The 23,212-nt window shown below is 63.0% G+C and carries 22 protein-coding genes and 1 pseudogene; 8 read left to right on the top strand and 15 right to left on the bottom strand.

The window, feature by feature from the left end; translation table 11 throughout:
• The first annotated feature begins 3 nt into the window (after nucleotides 1–3).
• Both odc2 and NKI59_RS05485 read left to right on the top strand, forming a co-directional pair.
• Entirely contained in the window at nucleotides 4–1,137 is a 1,134-nt protein-coding gene (gene odc2 / locus NKI59_RS05490) for an ornithine/lysine decarboxylase (RefSeq protein ID WP_023675424.1), read from the top strand.
• 208 nt (nucleotides 1,138–1,345) lie between these two features.
• On the top strand, nucleotides 1,346–1,948 hold the full coding sequence (locus NKI59_RS05485) for a GNAT family N-acetyltransferase (protein WP_352588490.1): 603 nt from the start codon (nucleotides 1,346–1,348) through the stop codon (nucleotides 1,946–1,948).
• Nucleotides 1,949–2,002: 54 nt separating this feature from the next.
• On the opposite strand, the gene NKI59_RS05480 is transcribed toward NKI59_RS05485, so the two are convergent.
• On the bottom strand, nucleotides 2,003–2,287 hold the full coding sequence (locus NKI59_RS05480; protein WP_352588487.1) for an SCP2 sterol-binding domain-containing protein: 285 nt from the start codon (nucleotides 2,285–2,287) through the stop codon (nucleotides 2,003–2,005).
• A gap of 225 nt (nucleotides 2,288–2,512) precedes the next feature.
• On the opposite strand from NKI59_RS05480, the pseudogene NKI59_RS05475 reads away from it, so the two are divergent.
• Nucleotides 2,513–2,707 (top strand): annotated as a pseudogene (locus tag NKI59_RS05475) (chloride channel protein); the annotation flags it as partial.
• 57 nt (nucleotides 2,708–2,764) lie between these two features.
• Here NKI59_RS05475 and NKI59_RS05470 read toward each other — a convergent pair.
• A complete protein-coding gene (locus tag NKI59_RS05470; protein ID WP_352702846.1) occupies nucleotides 2,765–3,775 on the bottom strand; it encodes a nucleoside recognition domain-containing protein in 1,011 nt (336 codons plus the stop codon).
• A 118-nt stretch (nucleotides 3,776–3,893) separates the two neighbouring features.
• On the opposite strand from NKI59_RS05470, the gene NKI59_RS05465 reads away from it, so the two are divergent.
• Nucleotides 3,894–4,346 carry an Lrp/AsnC family transcriptional regulator gene (locus tag NKI59_RS05465; RefSeq protein ID WP_352702844.1) on the top strand — a complete coding sequence of 151 codons (453 nt, stop codon included), beginning with the start codon at nucleotides 3,894–3,896 and terminating at the stop codon, nucleotides 4,344–4,346.
• 237 nt (nucleotides 4,347–4,583) lie between these two features.
• A complete protein-coding gene (locus NKI59_RS05460) occupies nucleotides 4,584–4,982 on the top strand; it encodes a GFA family protein (RefSeq protein WP_352448190.1) in 399 nt (132 codons plus the stop codon).
• 90 nt (nucleotides 4,983–5,072) lie between these two features.
• Here the strand turns inward: NKI59_RS05460 and NKI59_RS05455 are convergent, their stop codons facing one another.
• From NKI59_RS05455 to NKI59_RS05425, 7 genes are read right to left on the bottom strand one after another with little or no spacing between them, the layout of a single operon-like run.
• Entirely contained in the window at nucleotides 5,073–5,216 is a 144-nt protein-coding gene (locus NKI59_RS05455; RefSeq protein WP_352702841.1) for a hypothetical protein, read from the bottom strand.
• A 22-nt stretch (nucleotides 5,217–5,238) separates the two neighbouring features.
• Nucleotides 5,239–6,420, bottom strand: coding sequence for an arabinose transporter (locus NKI59_RS05450; RefSeq protein WP_352702839.1), 1,182 nt, complete (start codon nucleotides 6,418–6,420; stop codon nucleotides 5,239–5,241).
• A 40-nt stretch (nucleotides 6,421–6,460) separates the two neighbouring features.
• Nucleotides 6,461–6,895, bottom strand: a complete 435-nt coding sequence (locus NKI59_RS05445; RefSeq protein WP_352702837.1) for a lipocalin-like domain-containing protein — start codon at nucleotides 6,893–6,895, stop codon at nucleotides 6,461–6,463.
• 59 nt (nucleotides 6,896–6,954) lie between these two features.
• The gene (locus NKI59_RS05440) at nucleotides 6,955–7,971 is read right to left on the bottom strand and encodes a zinc-dependent alcohol dehydrogenase family protein (RefSeq protein ID WP_352702834.1); all 1,017 of its coding nucleotides are present in this window, start codon (nucleotides 7,969–7,971) and stop codon (nucleotides 6,955–6,957) included.
• A 26-nt stretch (nucleotides 7,972–7,997) separates the two neighbouring features.
• A complete protein-coding gene (locus tag NKI59_RS05435) occupies nucleotides 7,998–8,393 on the bottom strand; it encodes a (R)-mandelonitrile lyase (protein WP_352681950.1) in 396 nt (131 codons plus the stop codon).
• 19 nt (nucleotides 8,394–8,412) lie between these two features.
• Nucleotides 8,413–8,895, bottom strand: a complete 483-nt coding sequence (locus NKI59_RS05430; RefSeq protein WP_502901023.1) for a cyclophilin-like fold protein — start codon at nucleotides 8,893–8,895, stop codon at nucleotides 8,413–8,415.
• Nucleotides 8,892–10,082, bottom strand: a complete 1,191-nt coding sequence (locus tag NKI59_RS05425) for an MFS transporter (RefSeq protein ID WP_352702831.1) — start codon at nucleotides 10,080–10,082, stop codon at nucleotides 8,892–8,894. The genes NKI59_RS05430 and NKI59_RS05425 overlap by 4 nt, the downstream gene beginning before the upstream one ends.
• 149 nt (nucleotides 10,083–10,231) lie before the next feature.
• Between NKI59_RS05425 and NKI59_RS05420 the strand changes: the two genes are divergently transcribed.
• Entirely contained in the window at nucleotides 10,232–11,125 is an 894-nt protein-coding gene (locus NKI59_RS05420; RefSeq protein ID WP_352702829.1) for a LysR family transcriptional regulator, read from the top strand.
• A 273-nt stretch (nucleotides 11,126–11,398) separates the two neighbouring features.
• Here the strand turns inward: NKI59_RS05420 and NKI59_RS05415 are convergent, their stop codons facing one another.
• From NKI59_RS05415 to NKI59_RS05400, 4 genes are read right to left on the bottom strand one after another with little or no spacing between them, the layout of a single operon-like run.
• Nucleotides 11,399–11,644, bottom strand: a complete 246-nt coding sequence (locus tag NKI59_RS05415; protein WP_352702827.1) for a MoaD/ThiS family protein — start codon at nucleotides 11,642–11,644, stop codon at nucleotides 11,399–11,401.
• The gene (locus NKI59_RS05410) at nucleotides 11,644–13,908 is read right to left on the bottom strand and encodes a xanthine dehydrogenase family protein molybdopterin-binding subunit (protein WP_352703168.1); all 2,265 of its coding nucleotides are present in this window, start codon (nucleotides 13,906–13,908) and stop codon (nucleotides 11,644–11,646) included. Before NKI59_RS05410 ends, NKI59_RS05415 begins: the two co-directional genes overlap by 1 nt.
• A gap of 2 nt (nucleotides 13,909–13,910) precedes the next feature.
• On the bottom strand, nucleotides 13,911–14,387 hold the full coding sequence (locus NKI59_RS05405) for a (2Fe-2S)-binding protein (protein WP_023675443.1): 477 nt from the start codon (nucleotides 14,385–14,387) through the stop codon (nucleotides 13,911–13,913).
• Complete coding sequence (locus NKI59_RS05400) at nucleotides 14,387–15,247, bottom strand: FAD binding domain-containing protein (protein ID WP_352702825.1); 861 nt, start codon at nucleotides 15,245–15,247, stop codon at nucleotides 14,387–14,389. The genes NKI59_RS05405 and NKI59_RS05400 overlap by 1 nt, the downstream gene beginning before the upstream one ends.
• Before the next feature lie 327 nt (nucleotides 15,248–15,574).
• Here NKI59_RS05400 and NKI59_RS05395 point away from each other — a divergent pair, with 327 nt between their 5' ends.
• A complete protein-coding gene (locus tag NKI59_RS05395; protein ID WP_352702822.1) occupies nucleotides 15,575–17,875 on the top strand; it encodes a hypothetical protein in 2,301 nt (766 codons plus the stop codon).
• A gap of 219 nt (nucleotides 17,876–18,094) precedes the next feature.
• Here NKI59_RS05395 and NKI59_RS05390 read toward each other — a convergent pair whose 3' ends face one another.
• Nucleotides 18,095–19,738 carry an MFS transporter gene (locus NKI59_RS05390; protein WP_352702820.1) on the bottom strand — a complete coding sequence of 548 codons (1,644 nt, stop codon included), beginning with the start codon at nucleotides 19,736–19,738 and terminating at the stop codon, nucleotides 18,095–18,097.
• 828 nt (nucleotides 19,739–20,566) lie between these two features.
• On the opposite strand from NKI59_RS05390, the gene NKI59_RS05385 reads away from it, so the two are divergent.
• Nucleotides 20,567–21,754 carry a TMEM43 family protein gene (locus NKI59_RS05385; protein WP_352702818.1) on the top strand — a complete coding sequence of 396 codons (1,188 nt, stop codon included), beginning with the start codon at nucleotides 20,567–20,569 and terminating at the stop codon, nucleotides 21,752–21,754.
• A 284-nt stretch (nucleotides 21,755–22,038) separates the two neighbouring features.
• Here the strand turns inward: NKI59_RS05385 and NKI59_RS05380 are convergent, their stop codons facing one another.
• A complete protein-coding gene (locus tag NKI59_RS05380; protein WP_352702816.1) occupies nucleotides 22,039–23,070 on the bottom strand; it encodes a histone deacetylase family protein in 1,032 nt (343 codons plus the stop codon).
• Nucleotides 23,071–23,212: the final 142 nt, after the last annotated feature.

Genomic DNA, 23,212 nt, shown 5'->3' with positions numbered 1-23,212 from the left:
CCGATGGCTACCCAGCGCATCCTTGACTTTCTCGCCACCCGACGTCCGAACGGCCCGTGCCTCGTCGTCGACCTCGATGTCGTGCGCGACAATTTCCGCGCCTTCGAGAAGGCGCTTCCCGATTCCAAGATCTACTATGCGGTGAAAGCAAATCCGGCGCCGGAAATCCTGCGCCTGCTTGCTGCGATGGGCTCGTCCTTCGACACCGCTTCCGTTGCCGAAGTCGAGATGGCGATGGACGCCGGTGCGCCGGCGGACCGCATCTCCTTCGGCAACACCATCAAGAAGGAGCGCGACATCCAGCGCGCCTACCAGCTCGGCATCCGGCTGTTTGCGGTGGACTGCGTCGAGGAGGTCGAGAAGATCGCCCGCGTCGCTCCCGGCGCCCGTGTGTTCTGCCGCGTCCTGACCGACGGCGAGGGTGCCGAATGGCCGCTGTCGCGCAAGTTCGGCTGTGTGCCGGCGATGGCGGTCGACGTGCTGCGCCATGCCAGGGCGCTCGGCCTCGACGCCCATGGCGTATCATTCCATGTCGGCTCGCAGCAGACCGACCTGACCGCCTGGGATCGCGCGCTGGCCGACGCCAAGAAGGTGTTCGCGACGCTGGCCGACGAAGGCATCGTGCTGAAGATGGTCAATATGGGCGGCGGCTTCCCGACCCGCTATCTCAGGGATGTGCCGGTGGCGCAGGCCTATGGCCAGGCGATCTTCTCGGCGCTCAGGAAGCATTTCGGCAACGCCATCCCCGAGACGATCATCGAGCCGGGCCGCGGCATGGTCGGCAATGCCGGGGTGATCAAGTCGGAGGTCGTGCTGATCTCGAAGAAGGCCGATAACGACAATGTGCGCTGGGTGTTCCTCGACATCGGCAAGTTCGGCGGTCTTGCCGAGACCATGGACGAGGCGATCCGCTATCCGATCGTCACCGCGCATGACGGCAGCGAGACCGCGCCTTGCGTGCTCGCCGGCCCGACCTGCGATTCGGCCGACGTGATGTACGAAAAGACGCCGTACCCGCTGCCCTTATCGCTGACCATCGGCGACGAGGTGCTGATCGAGGGCACCGGCGCCTACACGACGACCTACGCCTCGGTCGCCTTCAACGGCTTCGAGCCTCTCCGATCCTACGTGATCTGAGGGCTCGCAAGAGTTGCTCAGATCATCCCCGGTGGGCGCCTGTCGCCCGCCCGGGCTCGCCTGTGGAACAATCCGCTTGTGAAGGATCGCGGAAATGAACATTGCAGATCTCATCGTTGAAGGCGTGGGAATCTCCCCCCTCGAGGGGGAGATGGCCGCGAAGCGGCCAGAGGGGGTCGGTTCGACTGGACTCGGCCTCCTGCCGCAGATGGAGGCCGGCGCTTCACGCGCGACAACCCCCTCTGTCGCCTTCGGCGACATCTCCCCCTCGAGGGGGGAGATTGCGGTCGTCGCCGAAACCGCCGCCGACGTCCCGGCTCGCGAGGCTTTGCTCGATCGCGCCATGGGGCCGAAGCGCCGGAAGAAGTCGTCGGAAAAGCTGCGGCGCGGCCGCCGGCCTTCGGAGGGCCTGGCCTTTGTCGCGCGCGATGCGTCGGGCACTGTTGCCGGCACGGTGCGGCTGTGGGACGTGGTGCTGGGCGAGGGCAGCACGGCAGCGCTGCTGCTCGGCCCGCTTGCGATCGACCCGGCGCTGAAAAATGCCGGCATCGGCTCGGCGCTGATGCGCCATGCGGTCACTGAGGCCGAGCGGCTTGGCCATGCGGCGATCCTGCTGGTCGGCGACGCGCCCTATTACGAGCGCTTCGGGTTTTCGGCCGCAAAGACCGGCTCGCTGGCCATGCCGGGGCCTTACGAGCGGCACCGCCTGCTGGCGCGGGAACTGGTTGTCGGCGCACTCGACGGCGCGCAAGGCACGCTGAAGGCGGCAGGGCGCAAGCTGAAGGCGCAGAGACTGCCGCTCGCTGCCTGATGGTTCGAAGCAAGCCGCCCGCCATCGTGCGGCGGCTTGTTTCACCTCAAGCGATCAGCCGATCAGTTGGCTGAGCGCCATGGCGACGCTCATGTCGCCTTCGACCTTTATCTTGCCGGACATGAAGGCCATGGTCGGGTTGAGGTCGCCTGATATCAGCGAGTCCAGATCGTCGAGCGAAAGCTTTATGGTGCAGTCGGCCGGCCCGTCGATGGTCGAGACATCAGCGCCGTCGATGACGATGACACCGTCGCCGCCGGTATCGAACTTCACGGAACGGTCGAACCCGGCACTCGCCACGCGCGCGCTGATCTTGTCGGCAATTTCCTGAACGCCCATGGCGGTTCTCCTCGTCTCGTTGCGTTTGTCGCTCATTGGCACTTCGATCCGGGACACTTCGATCTGGCCGAAGTCGCCGTCTTGCGCATTTCGCGATCACGGTCGCCGGCGCATATAGCTTCGGGTTGACGTTTACGTCAACGCGGCTCCCCGAGATGAAGATGGGGTTTATCGCCGCAGCATCACGCGGGCATGGTTGCCGGTGCTGTCCTTCGCCAAATTCAGGGATGCGTGCTGGTGCCGAGCATGAACGTGCAGTCGGCGGCCGAGACCTTCCAGCGCGCCGGCGCCGAGGAATTGGCGGTGGTCGAGGATTTCACCGATCGCAAGGTGGTCGGGCTGTTGACCGAAGGCCACCTGATGCGGCGCTATGCCGAAGAACTCGACAAGGCGCGGCGCGATCTGTCGGGCGAGGGGTAGCCGCGTCCTCTCCCGATAGCGATGCGACACACATGTCGGCTGCTGCGTAAGGAGGGCTCACGTCAACGGCCCGCTAATCGCCGGCTCCGAAATCCGATTGCGCGGACTGTCTTCTTCCTTGTGGAAGAGTGTCTTGAAGAAAAGAGCGTCGGGAACCGCCTTGATTACTTTTGCGATCACGGCGGTCGCGACCACGGCAAACGCCAGGCGACCGAGAAGCACGCTCGTAACATCAGCGCCAAGTGTGACAACGACCAACGTATCCTCAATGAGGCTATGGGCAAAACCCATGAACACGCAGGCAAGGAATATCTGACGCGGCTCCGCGCTAGGCGTGCGCGCCTCGCGGATCAGCAGTCCTGCGCCATAGGAAATCCCGAGAAACAGGCCAACAGCGGCGAAAGGTACCGTCTGCTTTTCGATGCCGGCGAGCCGAAAGAGCGGTGCAAGCCCTCTGTTCATCCACTCCAAAATGCCCGACATCTTGAGAAGCTCGATCACCCAGCTCAGCGCAAGCAGAACAACGAGCATGATGCCCAGGGTTTTGAGCGTACCCAGGAGAAAGCCGCCCCAGTCGGTGCTTTCATTCGTCGGCATCCACGCCGGCTTCACCGGTCCTGACAGCCATCCGGTCACGGCGAATATCTGATGCAGAAGGACAGCAAAGACCAAACCCCCGCCAATACGAAGCGCCGCGGTGACCAGGAAGCTCGGCCCGGCCCTCTGAATGATCCGTTGCTCGATCGGAATGGCATGTGCAAACAGCAAGAGAGCCGAAAGAACCGTCATGTCGGCAGTGCTGAGCGCCGAAACCGGAACCAAGGTGAATACGATCACAAGCGCGCCCCAGATCCCGACCAGCAATCCCGTCAGCCAGGCAAAGGCGAGTTCAGGTGGCAACCCCACCTGCAACATGAGCGGGGAGAAGAACGGAGAAATCGCCTGGATGACGCCAAGGTCCTGCAGCAGCCGCGTGGCAATCGCAACCGGAACGATCACGCGAACCAGTTCCCAATAGATTTCAAGCGTCTCCAAAGTCTTGCGATAGAAGGCGGCGCAAATTGCCATCATGCTGCTCCATCATCCCTGGAGCCATCTGAGTAGCGTGAGACGCTTCGCATTTGTGGTCAAAGTTTGCGATTCCGTGCAATAAAATTGCAACGCACCGACGATGAGCGCGACCGACATGGACAAGATCGACAGAAGGCTTCTCAACCTGCTCCAGGATGATGCCTCACGAACTAACGCCAAACTGGCGGGGTTAGTCGGGCTTTCCCCTTCGAGCTGCCTGCGCCGCATACGACGACTGAAGAAAAGCGGTGTCATCAGCCGCATTGTCGCGCTTCTCGCACCGGCAAAGGCTGGCCGGGGCTTGAAGGCGATCGTCGCCGTCGAACTGGAGCGTCATGGCGAGCAGTTTATGCGGGACTTTCTCGAGTTGGCCGCTCAGGAACCGGCCGTCACTCAGGCCTACAGTGTGAGCGGCGAAACCGACGCCGTCCTCATGCTCCGCCTGACGGATATGGTAGAGTTCGATGCACTATGCGAGCGACTGTTCCGAGACCGAAGCAACGTCGCGCGATACCACACGATGTTCGTGATCCGAACGGCCAAGGAAGTGACCGCAATTCCACTGTAGTGTTCGGGTTGCGATAGACCTGCCAGGCCGTGAATTCAGCGGCCCGGCGGAGAAACTCTACGAACATTTCAATATGCCGAAAGGGGGTAGTGAAGGCAGCTTGGAGGCAACGCCTCGCGCACGCGAGGACAATCGCCAGCGCCGAATGTCGGAATTGGGCGCCAGCTCGACGCATTTCATGGCGCCTCCCTCACGCCCAGGCATGAAGCTGTCCTTGTTGGCTCAAGGAGAATTTGCATGCGTGGTCATTGCTTATGTGGCGCTATTGCCTTTGAAGTCGATGGCCCGGCACAGGCCTGCGTGGTCTGTCATTGTGAAAGTTGTCGGCGGCAATGTTCTGCGCCGATGACCTCCTATATTGGCGTCTTGAACGGCCAATGGCGATGGCTGGGCAAGCTACCGAAGGTATTCAACTCTTCTCCCGGTGTGGAAAGAACATTTTGCGATCACTGTGGCACGCCGCTGTCCTTCCGCTCAAAGAACATGTCTGATGTCATGCATTTTTTTGCGGCAGCGATGGAGGAGCCAGAAAAATTTGCACCTACGCTGCATGTCGCTTTTGAGGAGAAGCTCCCTTGGTTGAAACTCGCCGACAACCTGCCGACTCGTTTTGGGCCTGACTATACGAAAGACTAGGATCTGCTCGCATCGAGACAAACGGTGGAAGCTGCGGACAGCATCCGGAAGCGAGATGATACCCCCGTCCGTCCAAACGACGGTCGAACATTATCGATTGCGGCTGCTCTCGACCTGCTTGAGCGGCAGCAGGTAGGCGAAGATCTGCTGATCGCCGAGTGCTGGATCAAAGCCAATAATGTCGGAGGCGAAAAGGTCGTGGGCGAAGCGGGAGCGATCGTAGTTGCGCGACATCTCGAGCCCAGACTATCCGGCTCTATGGTGGAGCGTTACGGCGACCCAGCAGCAGAGCGATGCCCAACGCCGGAAGCGTCGCCGTCGCGACGGCGAAGAAGACGAATTGCAGCCCGGCCGACCCAGCGACCAAGCCGAGCGCCGGACTGCCGAAGCCGAGCGCCACGTCGAGGAAGACGGTGTAGAGTCCCATGGCCAGGCCGCGGCTGCGTGGTGGAAGATGGCTTACGGCCTCGGCACCGAAACCGGGATAGACCAGCGAGTAGCCGAGGCCAGTCAGGCCCGCTCCGATGGCGGCGAGAACGGGCCCGGGCGCAAGCCAGATCAGCATCAGCCCTGCCGCCTCGACCGCCACGAAGATCACGGCGACGCGCGCGCCCCCTAACCTGTCAGGCAGGTGGCCGAAGCACAGCCTTGCCGCGATCAGCGACGCGGCATAAGTGGTGAAGGGAAGCCAGACCGGCTGCCAGCCGCGTTCGGCAAAGAGCAGCGCGCCAAAGGACAGGATCGCGCCGTAGCCAAGGCTGCTGAAAGCAGCTCCGACGCCGGGAAGCCAGACCGCTTGCGCCACGCTCGTCCATGACTGTCGTGCGGCGCTCGCGGCGAGGCTGGTGCCACGCATAGGCAGGATGGCAAGCAGCGTCGCAAGCGGCAGGCCGACCGTCGCGAGTGCGATCGCGGCGAAGCCGCTCGTCCCGTAAAGCGCAGATCCGATCGGCGCGCCTAGCGCGAGTGCTGCGAACATCGCCGTGCCCACCCAGGCTATGACCTTTCCGGAGTTCTGTCCGCCCGCAAGGGAGAGGCCCCAGGCGACGCCGCCTGTGATGATGAAGCTCTCAGACGCGCCCAGTACCGCCCGGCCGGCGAAGAGCGCCGATGCGGACGCTACCGGCCGGTCGAGCAATGCCAGCGAGCCGAGGTAAATGAACCCCGCCAGGACAGCGGCAATGAGGCCGACGACGACGGCCCGCTTGCCGCCGTGCCCATCGGCATAATTTCCGGCTCCAATGCGCGACAGCATCGAGGCGACGAACTGGCTGCCCGTCACCAGCCCGACTGCGAAGGGGCCGAAGCCGAGCTGCTGGTGAAGATGCAGCGGCAGGACGGGTAGCGCCAAGCCGATCAGGAGGAAGCCGGCGAAGACAGCCGCCATGATTGGCACCAGTTCCGCCATCGCGCCATTTCGGTCAGAAGTCCGCGCCATTGTGGCCACCGATAACACGTTGACAGCCGGGCTGTTCCGATCAGTAACGTTCGTAGGTCACGCGCCAGCCTTCGGCCGGATTGTCCGGCGTCAGGACCAGTTTGTTGTCCGAGACTTCGAATTTGCGTTTCATGCTCTTCCCGACAAGGTTGCGGACCAGGGAGGACTCGATCATGATGACGAAGGTCTTGTCCTGGTCGTTGATGGCGACCGGCCCGTAATAGGCTTCGTAGCCATTCGCCGTGTAAGGCGTGTCCGGCGCCTTAGCGTCGGGGTTCTGGGCCTGCACCGAGAGGATGCCGGCCTCGGTGAAGATGACCTGGCCGGAATATGGCACGGGCTTGAGGTTTCCCTCGGCACCGGCCTCGAGCGACCTCATGCGCCATGCGCCAATGATCGGGGACTCTTGGGAGAAAGCCGGCGTGGCGACCGAAAGCGCAAGCGCAAGGGCGGCGATCTTCAATCTCATCGTCATATGTCGTTGTTCCTTTTCTGGTTTGTGGGTGCGGACAGGCCGTCCCGCCCAATCTTCGCTTACACCGAAAGCATGACCTTGATGGCGCGCCGCTCGTCCATGGCGCGGTAACCTTCAGCGACCTCGGCCAACGGCAGCTTGAGGTCGAAGACCTTGCCGGGCTTGATCCTGCCCTTGAGCACACGGTCCATGAGGTCGGGCAGGAAGCGGCGCACCGGCGCGGGGCCGCCCAGCATGCGCTTCTGGCCGAAGAAGAGATTCTGGCCATCGAAGCTCACGCCATGCGGCACGCCGACATAGCCGATGGTGCCGCCGGGGCGAGAGCAGGCCAGCGCCTGGTCGAAGGATTCCGCCGTGCCGACGCATTCCAGCACCGAGTCCGCGCCGACGTCCTTGGTGAGCTCCTTGATGCGCGCGACGCCTTCCTCGCCACGCTCGGCCACAATGTCGGTGGCGCCAAACTCGCGGGCGAGTTTTTGGCGGCTGGCGTGCCGGCTCATGGCGATGATGCGCTCGGCGCCCATCTCCTTGGCCGCAAGCACGCCCATCAGGCCGACCGCACCGTCGCCGACCACCACCACCGTCGATCCTTCTCGGACCTCGGCTGCGTCGGCCGCATACCAGCCGGTGCCGAGCACATCGGACACAGCCAGCAGGTCAGGGATGAGTTCTGCCGGCGGCACCTCGGCGGTGGCGACCAGTGTGCCATCCGCCAACGGCACGCGGGCGTAAGGCGCCTGCGCGCCCGACATGAACTCGCGCTGCACACAGGACGACTGGAAGCCGAAGCGGCAATGCGGGCAGGTATTGTCGGAGAGGCAGAACGAGCCGACGACGAACTGGCCGGGACGGACCGTGCGCACCTCTGCGCCGACCTCGACGACGATGCCACAATATTCGTGGCCCATATGCATCGGGCCGTCGACCGGCTGCAGCCCGCGATAGGGCCACAGGTCCGAGCCGCAGATGCAGCTCGCCGAGAGCTTGATGATGGCGTCCGTTGGCCGCATGATTTTCGGATCGGCGACTTCCTCGCAGCGGATGTCGCCGGGCTTATGAAGAACGGTTGCGAGCATTTTGCTTTCCTTTCGTTCAATCGATGTCAGGCGCCGTAGTCGGCGTCGCTGACGTGTTCCAGCCAGTCCACCACCTTGCCGTCTTTGACCTCCTGGAGGGCAATGTGGATCATGGCCGTCTCGGGTGAGGCACCGTGCCAATGCTTCTCGCCGGGTGCGAACCAGACGACGTCCCCCGGCCGGATCTCCTCGACCGCACTGCCCTCGCGCTGCACGCGGCCGAGGCCGGAAACGACGATCAGCGTCTGGCCGAGCGGATGCGTGTGCCAGGCGGTGCGGGCGCCGGGCTCGAAGGTCACCTGTGCGCCCTGCACGCGCGCGGCGTCGAACGGGTTGAACAGCGGATCGATCCGCACCGTGCCGGTGAACCAATCAGATGGTCCCTTGCCAGACGGCCTGGTGCCTGCGCGAAGAATCTCCATGGTGATCTCCTTTGAGTCCTCAAATGCGTTCGATGCGAAGCGGGAACTCGCCGCGAATGTGCAGGGCCTGCTCGCCCTCATCGAAGCGGCCGAGCCTGATCAGCCCGGGATGGTGATAGTCGGCGTGGAACATGGCCAGGTTGCCCCAAGGCATGAAATAGCACAGGTCATAGGGCTGCTCGTTGGCGAACGGACCGCTGCCCTCCTCAGTCAACTTGCGCGGCAGATAGGCGATTTTCTCGTTATGCGCGTAGTCGTCGATGGTGAGATCGAGCGGCAGCATGGTGAAGAAGTCGCGCGCCGACGGATTGTCGTAGAGCGTGGCGGTCATGGTCCGGCCATTGAAAATCATCTTGATCTTCATGTCGGTGGGCTCCTGGCTGCCTGGGTCGCTGCCCTGCTGGCTGCGGGCGGCCCGCGGCAGGACCGTTGCCGCGAGCGCGCCGCCGAGCAACGCGCGGCGGCTGAGGTCCGGACGGTCGATCGTCATGGCTGCCGTCATGGCTGCGACCTCCGGGCCAAATGCGATGCTGCAAAGGCGGCGAGCGCCGATCCACAGAGCAGCACCGCGCCGAAAGTGAATGCACCCCACCAGCCGACCGTATCGAAGAGCGTGCCGCCGATGGCGGCGCCGCCGGTGATGGCGAGCTGGATGACGGCTACCTGCAATCCGCCGCCGGCCTCCGCGTCGTCCGGCAACGTGCGGCAGAGCCACGTGCCCCAGCCAACGGGCGCGGCCGTGCCGAAGAAGCCCCAGGCAACGAGCAGCAGTGCTGTCGGAACCGGCAAGGCACCGAGGGCGATGAGCGCAGCTGCCAGCGCGGCCATGACCAGCGGGATGACGATGAGGATGCTGAACAGGCGCGTGCGCAAAAGCCGGCCTATGCAGAGGGTGCCGAGCACCCCGGCCAGCCCCATCGCCAGCAGGATCGCCGAGAGAGCAGCGATGTCGAGCTGAGTGACGCTCTCGAGGAAGGGCCGCAGATAGGTGAAGAGCGCGAACTGGCCCATGAACAGCATCATGATCGACGCCATGCCGGTGGCGACAGGAAGACGGCCGAGGAGCGCCAGCGGATTGCCTGGACGCTTCCTCCGGCGCGGGGGCAGCGCCGGCAGGCTTGTCCACTGCCAGACCAGCGCCAGGAGCCCAAGCGGCACGACGAGGAAGAAAGCGCCGCGCCAGCCGACATAGGCGCCAAGAAAACTGCCCAGCGGCGCGGCGATGGTGGCCGCAATGGCATTGCCAGCGTTTAGCATGGCGAGACCCTTCGGAACCATATCTTGCGGCACGAGGCGCATGACGATCGCGGTCGACATCGACCAGAACCCGCCGATCGCGATGCCGAGCAGCGCCCGGCCGACCATGAGGAACGCGTAGTTCGGCGCGAAGGTGACAGCGAGCCCGGACACGATCAGGAGAAGGGTGAAGCCGGTCACGACCAGTCGGCGGTCGATCCGGCGCGTGAGGCCGGTGACCAGCAGGCTGGTCACGACGGCGAAAGCGCCCGAAATCGAGATCGCCTGTCCCGTGCGGCCCTCGGTGATGCCGAGATCGGCCGCTAGCGGCGACAGCAGGCTGACCGGCATGAATTCCGACGCGATGAGCACGGAAACACACAGAGCCATCGACAGCACCGCGCCCCATGCGGCGCGGTCTTCGACAAGCCTTGTGTCGTAGGTCGTTTCCATAATTGACGTCCTTGCAAGGCGAGGGGTGGATCAGCCGCCCATCCCCATCACCATGCTGGAAGATATTGCAGAGGAACCCATTCTATTAGACTGAGTAATTCGCATGGACTTATCTGCTTATGATATAAATGTCAGACGGGAGGTGCCCTATGCAGCGCGATGGGATGAAGGATTTGCTCTGGTTCGTGGCGGTCGCCCGGGAGCGCAGCTTCACCAAGGCGGCGGCCAAGCTCGGAACCTCGCAGTCGACCCTGAGCTCGACAATCAAGGAGCTTGAAGCTCGTCTTGGCGTCCGCCTGCTGACGCGTACGACGCGGAGCGTCGCACCGACCGAGGCCGGCGAGCGACTTTTCCAATCTCTTGTTCCCCGCTTCGAGGAAATCGAAGCCGACCTTGCAAGTCTGGTGGCCTTTCGCGACAAGCCCTCCGGAACGGTCCGCATCACGCTGTCCGACCATGCGCTCCAGACGACCGTCTGGCCGAAGCTGCAGCCCTTGCTCAGCGACTATCCTGACGTGTGCGTCGAGCTCTACAGCGACAACGGCATGAAGAACATTGTGGAGGAGCGTTTCGACGCAGGCGTGCGGCTTGGTGAGAGCATCGACAGGGATATGATCGCAGTGCGCATCGGGCCGGATTGGAGGCTCGTGGCCGTGGCTTCGCCGGAGTACTTTTCCCGCCATCCGGTTCCGACCGCGCCGCAGGATCTGGTCGATCATGACTGCATCAATATGCGGCAGGCGACGTTCGGCGGATTATATGCCTGGGAATTCGCCAGGGATGGCCGCGACCTTCGTGTGCGGGTGGAAGGCCAACTCACCTTCAATTCGTCCATTCCCATGATCGAGGCTGCGATAAGCGGTTTCGGAATCGCCTATGTCCCGGAAAACCTCGTCAGCCACCACATCGCCAAGGGATGCCTTAGGCTCGTGCTTGACGACTGGAGTCCGCCGTTTGCGGGCTATCACCTCTACTACCCGAGCAGGCGACAGCTCTCGCCTGCGATGGCGGTGATCGTTGAGGCGCTCCGCCATCGCATCTGACCCCAAGACTGCGCCTATGGATCATGAAGCTGACATTGGGAAATGGTAGGTTCTGACCCAAGCCCTTTGACTTCTACGCTGCGGGCGGCTGCTTTCGCCTCAAAGCAGACGTGTAGCTCGCTCGCCTCTATGTCTGTGATTGACACAGAAGCAGTCATCGAAAAGGAGCCAAACTCGCAGGCTGAACTGGCCAAGAATTCTCGTGGATAGCCGAGGTTTTTCTCGAGCCCAGGCCATGTCTTGGTCGTCAATGGGTAGGACAGGGTTGTCCAGTTATCCCCCGGCAAGACGCGGCAGCAGGAATATCTCCGCCCCTTCCGGCAGTTCCTTCGACCAGGTGTCGCGATAGATCGTCCCGTCGATGGCGACGGCGATGCCGCGATCGATGTACGGCTCGAGGCCGGGATACTGTTCAGCCAGCTTCCTGAACAGCTCCCGAATATCCTTCGCCTCGATCTCGACCTTGCTCTTGCCTCCGGCGATCGCGCTAAGCGATCCCCAGAGCGTCACTTCGACCATCAGCCCTCCCGTTCTGCCTCGAGCGCGGCAAGGATGCGCGGCGGCGACATCGGGATGTGCGTCATGCGCACGCCCGCGGCGTTCGACACCGCATTGGCGATCGCCGCCAGCGGCGGCACGATCGAGGTCTCGCCGACGCCGCGCACCCCGTAGGGATGGTTGGGATTGGGGATTTCGAGGATCTGCGTGTCGATCATCGGCAGGTCCGAGCAGACCGGGATCCGGTAATCGAGGAAGCCAGGGTTCTGCAGCCGCCCGTCCTTGCCGTAGATATACTCCTCGTTGAGCGCCCAGCCGATGCCTTGTGCGGCACCCCCCTGGTACTGTCCCTCGACATAGGTCGGATGCACCGCCTTGCCGGCGTCCTGAACGACGGTGTACCGCAGCACCCTGGTCAAGCCTGTCTCGGGATCCACCTCGATATCGCAGATATGGGTGGCGAAGGAGACGCCGGCGCCGTCGGCGACGAGCTCGCTGTGGCCTGCGATGGGTCCGCCCGTCTTTCCGGAAGCGGCCGCGATCTCCTTCAGCGACAATGCTGCAAGGTTGCCGTATTTCTCGCCCTTGGCAATCGCGTGACCTTTTTCCCAGACCACGTCGTCGACGGGAATGTCCCACATCTGTGCGGCGCGTTCCCGCAGGATCTTGATGGCGTTGCGGGCGGCGGAGATCGTCGCCATCGAAGACGAGAACGTGCCGCGGCTGCCGTCCGTCATATCGTTGTAGCCGAGGCTGGAGGTATCGGCGACCACCGCCTTGATTTGCTCATAGGGGATACCGAGCTCCTCCGCCGCCACCAGCGACAGCGACGCGCGGGAACCACCCACATCGACAGTGCCGACGGCAAGCGAGACCGAACCGTCCATGCCGATGTTGAGGTCGGTGCAGGTCTGGCCACCGAAATTGAACCAGAAGCCGCAGGCCATTCCGCGGCCCTGGTTCTTGCCGAGCGGCGCCTTCATGTGCGGGTGATTCTTCACCGCCTCCAGCGTCGGCCCGATGCCGATCGGGCCGTATACCGGGCCATAGGACGATCTGGTGCCTTCCTGCGCCGCGTTCCTGATCCGGAACTCGACGGGGTCCATGCCGATCTCCTTGGCCAGCTCGTCGACCGCACTTTCCACCGCAAACGCCGCCATCGGAGCCGACGGCGCGCGATAGGCCGCGGTCTTGGGCCGGTTGACCAGCACTTCGTAGCCGACCGTCTTGACGTTCTCGAGCTTGTAGCAGGCAAAGGCCGTCATGGCGCCGATCTCGGCCCACATACCGGCATAGGGGCCGCAGGAATAGCGCAGCGTCGCCTCGGCCGCCGTGATCGTGCCGTCCTTGCGGGCGCCGATCCTGACGTCGATCGAGGTGGCGCTGGTCGGGCCAGAGGCGCGGAACACCTCGTCGCGCGTCATGACCAGCTTGACCGGCCGGCCGGCCTTGCGCGACAGCGCCAGCGCCACCGGCTCGGCCCAGACATGGGTCTTGCCACCGAAACCGCCGCCGATCTCCGACGAGGTGACGCGCAGCTTCGAGGCTTCCATGCCAAGCAGTTGGGCGCAGTGTTGGCGGTAGACAAAATGGCCTTGCGTACAGACCCACAGGTCGGCGGTGCCGTCGGAGCTGACATTGGCCACGCAGGCATGCGGCTCGATATAGCCCTGGTGCGTCTGCTCGGTCTTGAAGGAGCGTTCGACGACGAAATCGGCCTGGCCGAAACCTTCATGGATGTCGCCATGGCCGTACTGGGTGCGCTTGGTGACGTTTGAGGGCTTGACCGGCTTTTGCTCGAGGCCTTCGGTGAAGATGGCGTCGTTAAGCAGGGGTGCGGAGTGCTTCATCGCCTCGTCGACGTCGGTGACATGCGGCAGCACCTCGTAGTCGACCTCGATCAGCTTCAGTGCCTGCCTCGCCGTGCGGGCATCGACCGCAGCCACCGCGGCCACGGCATGGCCGTCATAGAGCGCTTTCTTGCGCGCCATGCAGTTGTCGAGGATGTCGTACATGGCGGCATCGCCGTCGGTGAGGTCGGGCAGGTCGGCCGCGGTGATCACGGCCTTGACGCCGGCGAGCTTCTCCGCCTTCGACGTGTCGATCTTCCTGATCGTGGCATGCGCATAGGGGCTTCTGAGAACGCGCCCGACCAGTTGCCCGGCCATGTTGAAGTCGGCGCCATAGCGTGCGCGGCCCGTCACCTTGTCGACGCCGTCGGGACGGATGGGACGCGTGCCGACAGAGGTGAAATTGCGTCCGGAGTAACGCGGATCGAAATTCATTGTCATGCTCCCTTCATCACGCTGGCGGCGTCCTGAACGGCACGCACGATCTTGTCATAGCCGGTGCAGCGGCAGAGGTTCCCGGCGAGGCCGAAGCGGATCTCCTCCTCGGTCGGATCGGGATTCTTGGCCAAAAGGTCCTTGGCAGCCATGAGGAAGCCCGGCGTGCAGACGCCGCATTGGAGTGCGGCGTGTTCCAGAAATTTCTGCTGCAGCGGATGCAGCCTGTCGCCATGCGCCATGCCCTCGATGGTCTCGACGTGCCGGCCCTCGGCCTCCGCGCCGAGCACCAGGCACGAGCACACCAGCCGATCGTCGAGGATGATGCTGCAGGCCCCGCAGTCGCCGGTGCCGCAGCCTTCCTTGGCGCCCGTCAGCCCCAGGCGATCGCGCAGGACATCAAGCAGCGTCTCGTCCGGCTGGCAAAGGAACTCGACATTGTCGCCGTTGATTGTCGTTGATACTGCCACACCAGCCATTATTTGCCTCCTGCGCGTGCATAGGCGGTCGTGGCGGCCCGCTTGGCCAGCACACCCGCGACTTTGCGTCTGAATTCGATAGTGCCGCGCTTGTCGTCGATCGGACGGCAGGCGCCCGAGCAGACCTTGGCGAGCCTCTCCAGCGTGGCTTCGTCCAGCTTGGAGCCGATGAGAACCTCGGCGGCCTCCTCGACCAGAATCACCGTCGGCGCCACGGCGCCCAATGCCAGACGGGCGGATTTGACGCGACCTTGCTCATCGAGCATCAAGTTCACGCCGGCGCTTACCACCGCGATGTCCATCTCTGTGCGCGGAATGAAACGCAGATAGGCATCGCTCGAATGCGGCAGACGTTGGTCGAGCAGGATTGCCTCGATGATCTCGCCCTTCGCCAGCGACGTCTTGCCCGGCCCGGTCGGCACCGCTTCGACGGCAATCGTGCGCCTGGTTCCCGGGCCGACGACCACCGCCTTGGCGCCAGCAGCCACCAGCGCCGGCACGCTGTCAGCGGCCGGCGAGGCGTTGCACAGATTGCCGACGATGGTGCAGCGTCCCTGCACCTGCTTCGAGCCGATCAGCTTGGCCGCTTCGACGACGCCAGGCCATGCCTTCTGCAGGGCCGTGTTCTCGCCCAGCAATGCGCAGGGGACCGCCGCGCCGATGCTGAAGCCCTCGGCTGTTTCCCTGATCTCGCCAAGCCCGTCGATCGCCTTGATGTCGACGATCAGGTCGGGTTCGATAAAGCCGCCTTTCATTCGCACCAAGAGGTCGCTGCCTCCGGCGAGGATGGCGGCCGTGCCGGCTGAACCGGCCAACAGGCCGGCGGCGTCTTCAATTGAAAGCGGACGTATGTAACGCATCGTCTCCCCTTAGTGGTCATAGTCACACCAACTGATATAACCGTCTCTCCACAATGGCCATCCTGTTCGTGCATTCGCGGATTAGGCCAGGCGCCGCAATTTCATTTTGCTCGTCCACTGGACGCACCGCCAGCCACTAATGCTCGATCGGTCCCTTCGGCATGACCAGCGCCGTGCCAGCAGTCGTCGGGCGCTCGATCATGCGGCGGACGCGCGCGCAGTCCAGCACCGCGCCGACCCATCCGTAAGTCATCCGTAAGTGCGCTCCCTCTATGTCCTGTTTCGAACCAGACGACATGTCTGCGCCGTACAGAGAGGGAAACGAACATGAGCACGCTCCTTGCACCAATTGTGATTGGCCCCGTGTCGGTCTTGAGTACCTCGGTCCGTATCGATGGGCCGCTTCCCGGCTCGAGCATTTCCCTCCTGGTAAATGGCGTACCCGTCCCTGCGGTAAATGCCGGCGCCACAACCAGTACCTTTGTGCCGGTCGCCGCAGGCTCCCTCAACGTGGGGGATGCATTGACCGCACGCTGGACGCTCGGCGCCGAAACCAGTGATCCAAGCCCGGTCCCGATCGTCGTGCTCGGGTATCCCTCGACGCTAAGCCCATTGGTGTATTTGAGTCAGGTGCACGAGTGCGTCGACTGGGTGCTGATAGGCGCAGCCTATCCTGGCGCCACGGTCGAGATTTTCAACGGCGGCGCATTGATTGGCAGCGATACTGCACGCGGAAATGTCGTACCAGTGCGCATTCGGGGGGCGATCCAGGCCAACGATGTGCTTAGCGCAGTGCAGTCCGTTCAGACGCCTGCCGGACAGGTGAAGAGCAGTCAGACCCCGAGCTTGCCCGCCGAACAGACGCCGTATCGGGAAAATACCATGCCGGCACCAGCAGTCGGCCCGGTTCCTGGGTGCGCGCAAGCAGTACCCGTCAGGGGGTTGGCTCAAGGCGCCACCACGAAGGTCCACTTCAATGGCGACGTGCTGGAATATCCTTTCGTCGGTGCCAACCTCCTGGCGCTGCTTGGCCGTGCCGCGCACAATCCGGATGTCTTCAGCGCCACGCAGCACTTCGAGCGCTGCAATGCATCAAGTCCGTCATCTGCCCCTCCGGTGATCGTCGACGAAACCTTGCCGGTTAGAAAGCCCGTAATCGACGCCTCACAGTACTCCTGCCCGGCAGCCCGTGCTTTGCCTATCTCCAATCTCGAGCCCGGCGCGACATTGACGATCCAACTTGTCGATCCGACTTCGGGTGCAGCTACCGTGCTCGGGAGAATCGGAGTCGGCGAGGATGTGAGTTCCGGCCAATACTGGATTCCCGACGTGTCGGCCCTGATCCCGGCCTCGCCGCCGTTTCCATCGCTCGTCGTCATCCAGGAGCTATGCGGCAAGACAGCCACATCGGATAAGTTGCTGGTGGTAGGGTCTTACCAGGGCAGCGTATTTCCGCCGACCGTCATGGAGCCTGCATTTGAATGTGCAAGCGGCGCTTTCGTCAACAGCGTCGACAACGCGGTCGTACGTTTGTACTCGGATGCGCCAGATTCTCCTGTAATCAGCAAGCCCGTATTCAGTTTTGGCGGCCTCGTCTGGGTCGAGACATTTCGGCCGTTGCGCGCCGGCGAGCACATTCACGCCGAGCTGGAGCTTACTTGTCAGCCCCTCGCGCTTCGGGTCGGGGGTCCGATCAAAGTGTCCGACCTGACCCCACTCAAGACCCCGGATATTCAACAGCCCGTCCGGGTCTTCCAGCGGTTAATTTACGTATCAGGCGTGATTCCCGGGGCGCGCGTGCATGTATTCGTGAACGGGAAGTGGCGCGCCAGCGATACGCCACTTGGTTGGACGACGCTCTTCTTCGGGATTTACGTGGGCGAGCTCAAGGTAGAAGACCAAATTACGGTGATGCAGACATTGTGCACGAAGATGTCTCCGCTCACCAGAGTTCCCGTCAATGTCACCCTCGGGGAAATGCTGCTCTCCGCGGCTCCCCCGTCCCTGATAGCGGGCCAGCCGGCGACGATAACCATCAAAGCAGTCGACGCCGATAACAAGTCCCAATCGGTTGGAGGGACCATATCGCAAGGGGGCGCGGTGGTCGGGGCCACCAACACAGCGTTCACGCTATCTCCGCCGACCGGCCAAGCATCGGTCAGCTTGCAAGTTGCAGCCGTTGGCTACAAGACCGAGACCATCAGTATTCCCCTTACTGCGGCGCCGGTCGTCAAGCCGGCGATGCTGACGATAGCAACGGGTCTCTGGTTCAACGCCACCAAGAAAGAAATCACTGAAATCACCTGGCACCTGCAGGGGCCATCCGGCAGCTTTTCAAAGACCGAAAAGCCGAACGCAGAGCCGGCGTTGGTTCAGTTCGCGTTGCCCAAGCCGGCCGGCGGCGGGTTCACGCCGTTCACTCTCAGCTGCGAGGTCACATTCCAGTTCCAGGATTTCAATTTCATCTCAGGCGTATCTGGGACGAGGTCGAGTGACTTTATCGAGGGAGGCCTCATAAAGCCGTCTCCATCAACCGTCGAGATGTATTGGAGCGGTACCGACCTGACGATTAACTTCCTGGTAAAGTGGATACAGCAGGGCGATTATTTCGTCATAGAGCTCATGTAGTCGAATCGCCAGCGGAAGGGCGTCAGGGTGGCTGGAGCGGTTCATCGTTTCACGGAAACGGCGAACCGCTCTGTCTCTTCCGGACGGAAACCGTTTCACACTTTTCCTGGAATTGCGCTGGAGCGGGATGCGTTCAAATTGAACGGTGCATCCCGCTTTATCTATTTGTTTTAACCGCATTTCTGCGACGTCAAGTGATTCCCTTGGCTGCAAAATGCTTTAATGCTCGATCGGTCCCTTCGGCATGACCAGCGCCGTGCCGGCAGTCGTCGGGCGCTCGATCATGCGGCGGACGCGCGGTGGCTCGTTGCCGCTGTGCAGCGCCCTTATGCGCTCGCCGATGACCGCGTCGGCGTAGGTGGCGCGCCGATTGTGGCGGATATACTCGACCCAGGTCGGCGTGTGGTAGTGCTCGATCCATATCGACGGATTTTCGAGATCGCGCGCCAATGTCCAGTTGCGGGCGCCGTCACGGCGGCGGATGCGGCCGCGCTCGGCCATGGTGGCGAGGAATTCCGGCACGTCTTCGTTACGGATAACATATTCGATCATGATGGCGATGGGACCGCTGCGCGGCTTGAGATCAAGCGCCAGATGCGGCTCCCGGAAGCGGTTGAGCGGATCGAGGTTGAGCACAGCCTGCTGCGGCAGCGGCAGCAGCAGGCCGATGGCGCCTCCCGCCAGCATGGCGACGCTGGCCGCCATCAGGGCGGCTTCGGCGCCATGCGCGTCGGCAACGACACCCCAGACCCAGCTGCCGAGCGCGATGCCGCCGAAGGTCGCGGTCTGGTAGACCGAAAGCACGCGGCCGACCACCCAGCGCGGCGTCGACATCTGGACGGTGACGTTGAAGTGCGACAGCGCGGTCACCCAGCAGGCGCCGCCGAGCAGCAGACCGAGCGACGTCTGCCAGGCATTCTCGCTGAGCGCGGCATTGAAGGCGCAGAGCGCGAAGCCGGCGAATGCCATGCGCACCATGGTTTCGCTGGACAGCAGCTGCCGCAGCCTGACGCTGATCAGCGCGCCGCCGACGGCGCCGATGCCGAAGGCGCCGAGCATGATGCCGTAGCTCAAGGCATCGCCCTTGACGACGTCGCGCGCGACCAGCGGCAGCAATGCCAGAACCGCGCCGGCGCTGAAGCCGAAAGCCGAGCTCCTGACCAGCACCTTGCCGATATTGGGCGACATGGCGACGTAGCGCAGGCCGGCGCCCATTGCGGCGCCCAGCGTCTCGCGCGGCAAGGTCGATGCCGGCAGTTCCGGCTTCCAGCGGGCCAGCACGACGATGAGGCCGACATAGCTCAGCGTGTTGACGGCGAAGGCCGCGGCGGCACCTGCTGCGGCAACGATGATGCCACCGATCGCCGGGCCGACGCTGCGCGTCAGGTTGAAGCCCATCGAGTTGAGCGCGATCGCCGCCGGCACCTTGGTGCGAGGCACCATGTCGCCGACCGAAGCCTGCCAGGACGGGCTGTTGAGCGCGGTGCCGCTGTCGATCAGGAAGGTGAAGGCGAGCAGCGTCCACGGTGTCATCAGGTCGAGATAGGTGAAGACGGTGAGAAGGGCCGAGACGACGAGCATGAAGATCTGGGCGATCAGCATGATTTTGCGCCGGTTGAAGCTGTCGGCGATGGCGCCGGCCAGCAGCGCAAACAGCATGATCGGCAAGGTGGTCGAGGCCTGGACCAGCGCCACCTGGTAGGAGGACGTAGCGATGGTCGTCATCATCCAGGCGGCGCCGACGCCCTGGATCAGGCCACCGAAATTGGAGACCAGGCTGGCCGACCACACCGCCCGGAAGATGCCGTGCCGGAACGGCGCCAGCGCCGAGGCGCTTTCGCTTTCCGGTGTGTCGTCGCTCATAAATGCTTTCCCGGGCTCAAAACGCTTTTGCTCTTCCGATGAATCGGCCCCTCAAGCCATGGATTCAAAATAGAACATCACGTCCCAAAGGGCGAACGCATTCTGGAAAAAAATCATGGTCCAACAACAGGATAGCGAGCGCGGAGCCGGTCGGCGCATGGCGCTGCGGGCGCTGATTCAGATGCTGGCATGAAGGTAATCCGGCCCTTCAGGCTACACGGTTCGGTCTTGATCAAGCTGCGGTCCCTACGTAGGAAATTGCCAGAAGGAAATTACCGAGGGACTGAAATGAAAGCGCGAGTTCTCAAGGGGATGTCGATTGCCATTCTGATAGTGGCTATACCTCACGTATTTTTTAGGCCGCTTGCGAGCATGAGCGACCTGGCTTTAATACAAATATTTACATGTGCTATTTTGTACACATATCTTATGTTGAACATACTTGGTGACAGATTGTATGAAAATAACGTGGTATTGTATATTATCGTTTGTCTAATATCTGCATTTTACCCTTATGAGAACATATTTTTGATAGCCGGCAGCATATACGGAGTTATTGTCCTATTTATTTTTCCAATATCTCTCTTTTTTATACTGAGATCCATCCGAATCGAACTGCGATGATTGTACCCTTGCTTTACGCCGCGAAACCGGATCGGATCGCAACTGTGCCGTATCGGCAGCTCGTCGATTGCGATAAGCTCCCGGTACCGGGACGGATGGGGCGTCCGCCCCGGTTTGGGGTGAGGCCGGTTGCTTGCCGCTGCGCGGCAGGGCGCGGATTTCGCGAGACTGGTTTCGGGGAATAGGGGAAACCCGGGGGAAACAATGAGCGATTCATTTCAGGAAGTGACGTCCGTCTCGTGGTTCGGGCGGATCAAACGCGCGGTCGGCGGGGTCGTCTTCGGGCTGCTCCTGATCGTGCTGATGGTGATCGGCCTGTTCTGGAACGAGGGCCGGGCCGTGCAGACGGCGCGCTCGCTGGCCGAGGGATCGGGCGCGGTGGTCTCGGTCGGCGCCGATAGCATCGATGCCGCCAATGACGGCAAGCTTGTCCATGTCACCGGGGCGGTGACGGCGAGCAGCGGCCTTGCCGATCCGGACTTCGGCATTTCGGCTCAAGGGTTGCGGCTGTCGCGCGGCGCCGAGATGTACCAGTGGAAAGAAGATGAGAAATCCGAGACGACGAAGAAGCTGGGCGGCGGCGAGGAGACGGTGACGACCTACAGCTATTCGAAGGTGTGGGACGACAGCCAGATCAATTCGTCGGAGTTCAAGAAGCCTGACGGCCACGAGAATCCGCCGATGGAGATCCACAGCAAGCAATTCCAGATTCCGGACGGCAAGCTCGGTGCTTTCACGCTCGACCGCCCCGTGCTGGACCTGGTCGGCGGCGACAAGAATTTCTCGCTGTCCGCCGATCAGTCGGCCGCCATTGACGCCGCCTATACCGGCACCAAGCGGGTCAACATCGTCGACGGAAAAATCTATCTCGGTTTCAACACCACGTCGCCGGCGCTGGGCGACTACCGCATCGGTTACGAGCTGGCGCCGCTCGGCGTGGTCAGCGTCGTCGCGCGCCAGACGGGGGGCGGCTTCGAGCCCTACCAGACAATCGCCGGCGACCAGTTGCTGATGGTCGACACCGGCAATGTGCCGGCGGAAAAGATGTTCGCCGACGCGGTCAGCGCGAACACGCTGATCACCTGGCTGCTGCGCGCCGCCGGCGTGCTGCTCCTGGCAATCGGCTTTGCCCTGCTGCTCGGGCCGATCGGCGTCATCCTCGATGTCATTCCTTTGCTAGGCAGCATGGCGCGGATGGGTACCGGCATCATCGCCTGCTTCCTGGCGATCCTGGTCGGGGCGACGACGATGGCCATCGCCTGGTTCTGGTACCGGCCGGTGCTGGCGGCGGGCATCCTGGCAGCGGGCGTCATTGCAGCGGCGGCGGTCTATTACCTCGGCCGCTCGCGCAGGCCAGCTCCGCCGGTCGCGGCGCCGAGCGCGGCCACATGAGTTGCAGGCGCTGGCGCTTCTAGAGTGTGTTGATATTCAGGCCTTACTCAGACCTCTTCGAGCGTTTGCGCTGCCCCTCACCTGCCTGCCGGCATCCTCTCCCCGTATAGCGACGGGGAGAGGGGCGCTCTCATCGACGGTTTCGCCAATCTCCAACGTTCCAGGAATGATGCCGAGGCTGCGGCCAGCCCCTTCTCCCCGTCTCTATACGGGGAGAAGTGCCCGGCAGGGTGATGAGGGGCGGCGCTGAGATCAACAATTGGCGGGCCGCAAGCGCAGGGATTCTAGCGGTCCTCGAAGCCGGTCAGCACGCCGACCGCGTTGACGCCGATTTCCTCGACGGCGTAGCCGCCTTCCATGACGAACAGCGTCGGCAGGGCTAGCCTGGCGATGCGGCGGCCGATCCGGGGATAGTCGGCGCTCTTCAGCTTGAACTGGCTGATCGGGTCCTTCTCGAACGTATCGACGCCGAGTGAAACCACGACGACATCCGGAGCGTAAGCCGAAAGCCTGGCGCAGGCGTCCTCAAGCGAGGCGTTCCACTTATCCCAGCCGGTGCCGAAAGGCATTGGATAGTTGAGGTTGAAGCCTTCGCCCCCGCCCTCGCCGCGTTCGTCGGCATGGCCAAGGAAGAACGGATACTCGGTCATCGGATCGGCATGCAGGTTCAGCACCTGAACGTCGCCGCGGCGGTAGAATATCTCCTGGGTGCCGTTGCCGTGGTGATAGTCGACATCGAGGATCGAAACGCGCCTGGCGCCCTGATCGCAAAACCATTGCGCGGCGACGGCGGCGTTGTTGATGAAGCAATAGCCGCCCATGAAGGCCGCGCCGGCATGGTGGCCAGGCGGCCGGCAGAGCGCGAAGGCCGACGGCTCGCCGCCCTTGACCAGGGCCGCCGCCGTCAGCGCAACGTCATAGGACGACTTGATCGCGTCCCATGTGCCTTTGACGAACGTTGCGCCGCCGTCGAAGGAATAGAAGCCAAGCAGCGCATCGATGGTTCTGGGGCGCACGTCGCCGCGCAGGCCGCGCGTCGGCCAGGTGAAGGGAATGGCCGAGCCCGTGCGGCCGGACTCTTCCCAGAACGGCCACACGCTTGGCAGGAAATCGATGTAGTCGCTGGCGTGGACCTTTTTGGCGGCGGCGAGGTCGTGGCTTTCCGGCGGCAGGATCGGACCGAGCTTTTCGCTCTCCACCCGCGCCTTGATGAACTCGGCGCGCGAGGGCTTTTCGAAAGCCGGCACGATGGCACCGGCGATCAGTTCGACATTGCCGGCATGACCGGCGTGGAGAGGCGAGAACACAGTCTTCATAAAATCCTTCCGTGGTGAGACGCGGCGAACCCTAACCGTCCTGCAATGCCTTCCACAAGGCGCTAGGCCGACCAGGCATGGCTTGCTAACACCGCAGCCCGTCGTCTAGCCTGTCGCCGTCGCAACGGAACCGCGGGCAATC

The sequence above is a fragment of the Mesorhizobium sp. M0598 genome, assembly GCF_040320865.1.
Classification (GTDB): Bacteria; Pseudomonadota; Alphaproteobacteria; order Rhizobiales; family Rhizobiaceae; genus Mesorhizobium.
This window is presented reverse-complemented; position numbering and strand designations above follow the sequence as displayed.